Genomic DNA, 6,197 nt, shown 5'->3' with positions numbered 1-6,197 from the left:
GAGGAGGCTCGGCGCTTCGTCCGCAGGAAAGCAACCCGTTCCACAGCCCGCCGCTCTCCACAAAAGCAACGGAACCATACGCCCTTTATCTCGATTTCAAGTCTTCAAGATAAGGGGGCTATAGTGTAATAATGGCTAATACATTAAAAAACCTCCTGAAAGAATCAGGAGGATAAGGTATTCGTTATGCATTTAAGCTGCTTTGGTCTGGTTTGATGTTTGATTTGAGATTCTTGTGCGTTTGGTGATGTTTTGAACGATTGGGTACACAACGGTCATTAGGACAGTATTGAGTAGTGCTGTAGGAAGTACAACGGATGCATACAATACTGAAAATCCTGCGTTGCCTAGCCCCATAATCACAACGGGGATAAATAAGAAGATACCACCGCTAATTAGGGTTCCAATCGCTGTAATCGTTGGTGCAAGTTTCTGTTTGCTCATGGATTTTTCCAATACTTTTATTAGTCCTAAGATGATAAAAGCAGTAATGGGCTTTTCAATAATATTCGCTATCTGTCCACCTGGAAATCCTGTCGTCAACGCTGAAATGAATCCTGTTGCAAGTGATGCTAATAAAACATATCGTCCTTTAGGAAATAGAATGACTCCAAGCATCATCATAACAAGAGATAAATCCGGCGTAACTCCAAAAATGATAGGTGGCATGATCGTATGAAGCGCAGCCCCAATCCCGATAAGCAATGATAGAAATACTAACACACGAGTATCCAAACGTGTATTCATGATACATCTCTCCTCTTCTAAACTAGTCTCAACTAAAAAATTTACTTTCCAGCTGTGTCCTCGTGACCAACTGCGAAAGTATGTCCATGATTATAACATAATGATTTATTCTTGTGGAGTGGGAAGATTTTTTTGATGTAACACGTTAATCAATAAACGTATAGGAGTGTTAGAAATGGAAGCTAAAATTATTGAAAAACCTGGTTTTACTATTGTAGGAATGAAGTGCGATACGACAATGAAAGAAAAGGATGAAATTATTCCTAAAGTAGTTGATGACTTCCATATGGAACGTATGGGAGAGGTAAATGATAGAATAAATGCTCCACATGCTTATGGTGTTTTTATTGACCCTCCAAACTGGGACCCTGAAACGGAACCATTCACATGGATTACAGCTGTTGAGGTAGAAAGTGTAGACAATGTTCCAGAAGGCATGATCAGTAAAACCATACCAGCTCATACTTATGCAACAGTATATTATGACCCTAAAATAATGAAGATGAATCCTTATATAGATCTCCATCGGTGGATCAATGAGCAAGGTTACACTCAGATAGAAGGCTTTGGCTTTGAAGTACATACTTCATATGAAGGGGATGACACGCCGTACACACTACATTTACCAGTTCAAAAGGGGTAAACCCTTTAATAAACAAATAAAACACTATGAAGGTTTTAAATCTAAAACAAAAATGCTCAGGGGCTACCTGAGCATTTTTGTTATTTAATCTTATTTCCAATATCAGAAGCAATTTGTTGTAGATCTTCTGGGCTGTATTCATCACTATGTGTTTCCCATTTAGCACCGAAACCATCATCACTACCATAGCGAGGAATTAGATGGATATGTAAATGGAATACAGATTGACCTGCAGGCTCTTCATTGTTGTTTAGAACGTTTAGACCTACGGGTTGATACGTTTCTTTTATGGCATTTGCGATTTTAGGCACACGTGCAAAAAGGGTTTCAGCAACTTTTTCGTCAGTACCATAAATGTCTTTTGTGTGTTGTTTAGGAATAACAAGTGTGTGTCCTTTGGTTACTTGACTAATATCAAGGAATGCATATACGTGTTCATCTTCATAAACTTTCGCAGAAGGAATTTCTCCATCGATAATTTTACAGAAAATACAATCTTGGCTCATGTGAATCCTCCATTCGATTTTGATTAATCTTATCGTACCAAATAAGAGAGGCTTATCCAAAGTGAAAGCAACGTTTTGAAAGACTCATGTAAATTACGAATAAAAAAAGACTATGCTTAGCGAGTAAGCTGCACAGTCTTTTGATCTGAAACGATTCCATTGTGCATGGTGACAATGCGGTCAGCTAACGCACGAGAGTCAGCAACATCATGTGTGACAAAGATCGATGTAATTCCTGTTTGCTTAATAATATCTCTTAACTCATCACGAATCTTCACTTGCAATTCGGCGTCCAAATTACTGAAAGGCTCATCTAGTAAGAGTAAGGATGGTTTAGGAGCAAGTGCTCTAGCTAAAGCGATACGTTGTTGCTGGCCACCACTCATTTCATGAGGATAGCGCTTTTTAAATTCAGACATGTTAACAAGCTCTAAGACTTCTTCAACCCGAGCCTTGCGTTCTTTTCTGCGAAGACCTTTGAGCCCAAATTCAATGTTTTCCCCTGCTGTCATATGAGGGAAGAGGGCATAGTCTTGAAATACCATACCAATGCCACGTTTCTCTGGAGGAACAAATGTATGGTCACTAACCATCAATGTCTCGTTAATAGATATGTTTCCGTGACTAGGGATTTCTAACCCTGATAATAGGCGTAAGATTGTTGTTTTTCCACTACCGCTTTCTCCGAGAATGGACACAATTTCACCTTGTTTAATCTCTAAGTCAAAATGGTGAATGATATCATTTTTTGAACGGTTATAACCGAAGCAAAGATCTTTGATGTTAATAAACATATTATTTCGGCTCCTTTTCTAAAACATGATAAAAGAAATAGATTGCTAGGCCACTGACTAGAACAATCACTAATGATGGTAAAGCAGCTTCATGAATTTGTTCATCACTCGCGTACTGAAAAGCTTTAGTTGACAGTGTGTCAAAGTTAAAGGGCCTTAAAATTAGCGTTAGAGGAAGCTCTTTTAAAATTTCGATGAATGCCAACATAAATCCACTTATTAGTGGTCCTTTCATCATGGGTAAGTCCACTTTGAAAAAGGTTTTCGTTACATTCATTCCTAACGTCCTAGAAGCTTCTGTAAATGTTGTTCCGATTTTATCAAATCCAGCCTCAATTGAATTGTAGCCAATCGCTAAAAAGCGGATTACATAAGCTGAGATTAGCATAAATAGACTTGTACTTAAATGTAACGTAGCTGGAATGCCTAATGCTTCATAAAACCCAAATAGAAACTGATCTAATTGGATAAAAACAGTACTTATACCAACAGCTATCACAGCTCCAGGAATAGAATACCCTAAGATTGTGACCCTCGCGAATGATCGTGCCATAAGACCTTGATGCATTCGAGCGAAGTTTCCAATGACTAAAGAGAAAGCAACAATCATGGAAGCGCCTATTGTTGCCACAAGGATAGAGTTTGTAATGAGCTCTAGGAACTCTGTGCTAGCTACTTTATGAAACGTTAGGAACATCCAGTCTACTAATTGGATAAAGGGAACAAGAAATCCAATTATAAAGATTAGTGCACAATATGAGAAGGTAACCCAACGTTTTACCCCGGTTAACGTGATCGGTTCTAAAGGACGGACTTTTGAAGTTGTATAGCTATACTTTTTTCGTCCTCTTAGAACTTTTTCAAGAATCAATAACCCAAACACAATAAACATAACAGTGGCCGATAGTTTTATTGCTGAATTCAATTCTCCCATCCCGAACCACGTCTGGAAAATAGCTGTACTGAACGTTGGTACACCAAAGTATTTCACAACACCATAGTCATTCAATACTTCCAATAAGACTAGACTGACCCCGCCAACAATAGCACCTCTCGTAATAGGGATGATAATGCGAAAGTAAATTTCAGTTGCATTACGACCTAATAAGCGTGCATTTTCAATTAATGTTGCAGATTGTTGAGATAGAAAGGCATATGTCATGGTGTACACATAGGGATATAAAAATAAGGTAAAGATTCCTATAGCACCTGGAAGCGTTAAAATATCAAAAAAGGATTGATTTACTTCCATTTGAAATTGATTCCGTAAAGTGGTTTGAATAACACCTGTATAGTTTAAAATTCCATTATACGTATAACCCGCAATGTAGGGCGGAATAGCTAATGGAAGGATTAACCCCCATTTAAAAAAGCGACGAAACGGGAAATCGTATGCTGCAACAAGCCAAGCCAGACTTGTTCCAATTAAGATTGTCAGTAATCCTGTAAATAAAAGTAGTAGACTCGTGTTGGTTAACAGTTCAGGTAATATATAAGTTTGTATATGATCCCAGCTTTCGGCTTCTTTCGTAAAGAAGTTTACTAGAATCGTAGCATTTGGAATGAGTATAAGCAGGACGATCAGGATACTCAGCCATGTCCAAATGTTTTTATATTGTGATTTTATGTGATGAAGCTTCAAGTCGGACACGTCCTTTTATATGAGTAGAGGGTTGTGCACAATCATCAAGTAAAATCCTGTTTTTCCTCATGATTAAGCACAAAAAGTCTCTATATATACATGGTGCCGTATCTAAATAGATACGGCAACCATAACTTATTGGGAATATTATTTCCAACCAACTTTGTTCATAACTTTTACAGCGTCTTTGTTGTTTTCTCCTAGTACACTTAGGTTGATGTCTTGTTCTTTGAAGTCTCCCCAGCTTTGAAGTAGCTCAGATGGTTGTACTTCAGGATTTACAGGGTACTCATAGTTTGCTTCTGCGAACTGCTTTTGAGCTTCTTTTGTTGTTAAGAATTCAATGAATTTCACAGCGTTTTCTTTGTTTTTACTGCTTGCTGTAACACCGATACCACTTACGTTTACGTGTGTTCCTGTGGAATCTTGGTTAGGGAAGATTACGCCAAGTTGCTTTCCAACTTTCACTTCTTCTTCATCTTCAGACTTTAAAAGTTTACCTAGGTAATACGTGTTCATAACTGCAACATCACCTTCACCAGCAGCTACAGCTTTTGCTTGGTCACGGTCGCCGCCTTTAGGTTCGCGTGCCATGTTGTCCACGATACCCTTAGCCCATTTCTCAGCCTTTTCTTTACCATCAATGGCAATCATAGAAGCTACAAGAGACTGGTTATAGATGTTAGATGAAGAGCGGATTAATACTTTATCCTGGAATTGATCTTTCGTTAGATCCATATATGTCTTGATGTCTTCTGGGTTCACACGGTCTTTAGCATAAGCGATAACACGAGCGCGTTTTGTAAGACCGAACCATTGTCCGTCTTCATCACGTAATTTGCTTGGGATGTTTGTATTTAATACGTCACTGCTTACTTCTTGAAGAAGATCCTGTGACTTAGCACGGTGTAAACGGCCTGCGTCTGCTGTCATCAGTAGGTCAGCAGGAGAAGCTTTTCCTTCGCGTTTGATACGGGCGATTAGTTCATCGTCGCCGCCTTTAATGACGTTAACTTTAATTCCTGTTTTCTCAGTGAATGTATCATAAAGCTCTTGGTCTGTTTCATAGTGGCGTCCAGTGTAAAGGTTGATTTCACCTTTATCAGAGGAAGCTTCTTCATTATCTTCAGATTTGTTCTCTTGGTTCTCTTCACCTGAAGTGTTGTTTTCGGAAGTGTTTTCTTCATTGTTTCCGCATGCAGCTAGAGCGAATACAGATAGCATAAGAACTAGTGCAAGCATGAAAATACGTTTGTTCATTTTCCTTCACCTCTTATGTAAATTATTAATAATGAAAATCATTTTCATTGACAAACACTATATTACTGATAATGATTATCAACGTCAAGTGTTTATTGAAAACTTTTCTCAATTAATGAAAAATAAAAGGCAAAGCACTTCAATAGAAGTACTTTGCCGAAGAAGGCGAGAGTAAGTTGTCGGTGTATCTAAATGGATACATTGGGGAGTACTCTGACATGCGCGGGGTTGCCGCTATAATTGAATCAGCGATAAGTGATTCAAAAACCCTGTTCAGAGTGCACTATTATACCTGCTGTCAACACCTCATTTGTCTAAGAAAATGTGTGTGTTTCAACCTCAAACCTAATGGTGGAGATCTAAATCAGCGTGGTCTTTCACTGACACCTCATTTCGTTTTTTAAGCCTAAACTTAAGAACTTCACGGGTCATTCAGTGATCGGTAACGACAACTTACTCTGTTGCCTTCAAGCGTTATATTGTGCAAAATCACGATATGCTATGCAGATTTTTATAGGAGTTTTATTTAATCCTTATTCCGTTTTATGGCAGGATTGTTGAATAAGGTGTGGAGTGGTTCCGTTGCGTTTATGCAGAGCGGCGGG

Annotated in this window: 6 protein-coding genes; 1 reads left to right on the top strand and 5 read right to left on the bottom strand. The window is 38.5% G+C overall.

What is annotated here, in order from left to right; genetic code table 11:
* Positions 1-192: 192 nt before the first annotated feature.
* Positions 193-747 (bottom strand): tryptophan transporter, encoded by a 555-nt coding sequence (locus H514_RS0115125; protein ID WP_324604048.1) that lies wholly within the window; start codon positions 745-747, stop codon positions 193-195.
* A 175-nt stretch (positions 748-922) separates the two neighbouring features.
* Here H514_RS0115125 and H514_RS0115120 point away from each other — a divergent pair, with 175 nt between their 5' ends.
* Positions 923-1,390 (top strand): GyrI-like domain-containing protein, encoded by a 468-nt coding sequence (locus H514_RS0115120; RefSeq protein ID WP_051255162.1) that lies wholly within the window; start codon positions 923-925, stop codon positions 1,388-1,390.
* A gap of 80 nt (positions 1,391-1,470) precedes the next feature.
* On the opposite strand, the gene H514_RS0115115 is transcribed toward H514_RS0115120, so the two are convergent.
* From H514_RS0115115 to H514_RS0115100, 4 genes are all read right to left on the bottom strand, one after another.
* Positions 1,471-1,896, bottom strand: coding sequence for an HIT family protein (locus tag H514_RS0115115; protein ID WP_027447718.1), 426 nt, complete (start codon positions 1,894-1,896; stop codon positions 1,471-1,473).
* A gap of 116 nt (positions 1,897-2,012) precedes the next feature.
* Entirely contained in the window at positions 2,013-2,690 is a 678-nt protein-coding gene (locus tag H514_RS0115110; RefSeq protein WP_027447717.1) for an ABC transporter ATP-binding protein, read from the bottom strand.
* 1 nt (position 2,691) lies between these two features.
* Positions 2,692-4,332 (bottom strand): ABC transporter permease, encoded by a 1,641-nt coding sequence (locus H514_RS0115105; protein ID WP_027447716.1) that lies wholly within the window; start codon positions 4,330-4,332, stop codon positions 2,692-2,694.
* 147 nt (positions 4,333-4,479) lie between these two features.
* Positions 4,480-5,592 (bottom strand): Fe(3+) ABC transporter substrate-binding protein, encoded by a 1,113-nt coding sequence (locus H514_RS0115100; protein WP_027447715.1) that lies wholly within the window; start codon positions 5,590-5,592, stop codon positions 4,480-4,482.
* Positions 5,593-6,197: the final 605 nt, after the last annotated feature.

It is taken from the genome of Pontibacillus marinus BH030004 = DSM 16465 (assembly GCF_000425225.1).
Taxonomy (GTDB): domain Bacteria; phylum Bacillota; class Bacilli; order Bacillales; family BH030062; genus Pontibacillus; species Pontibacillus marinus.
Note: the sequence above shows the minus strand (reverse complement) of the source record. Positions and strands in the feature narration are given on the sequence as shown.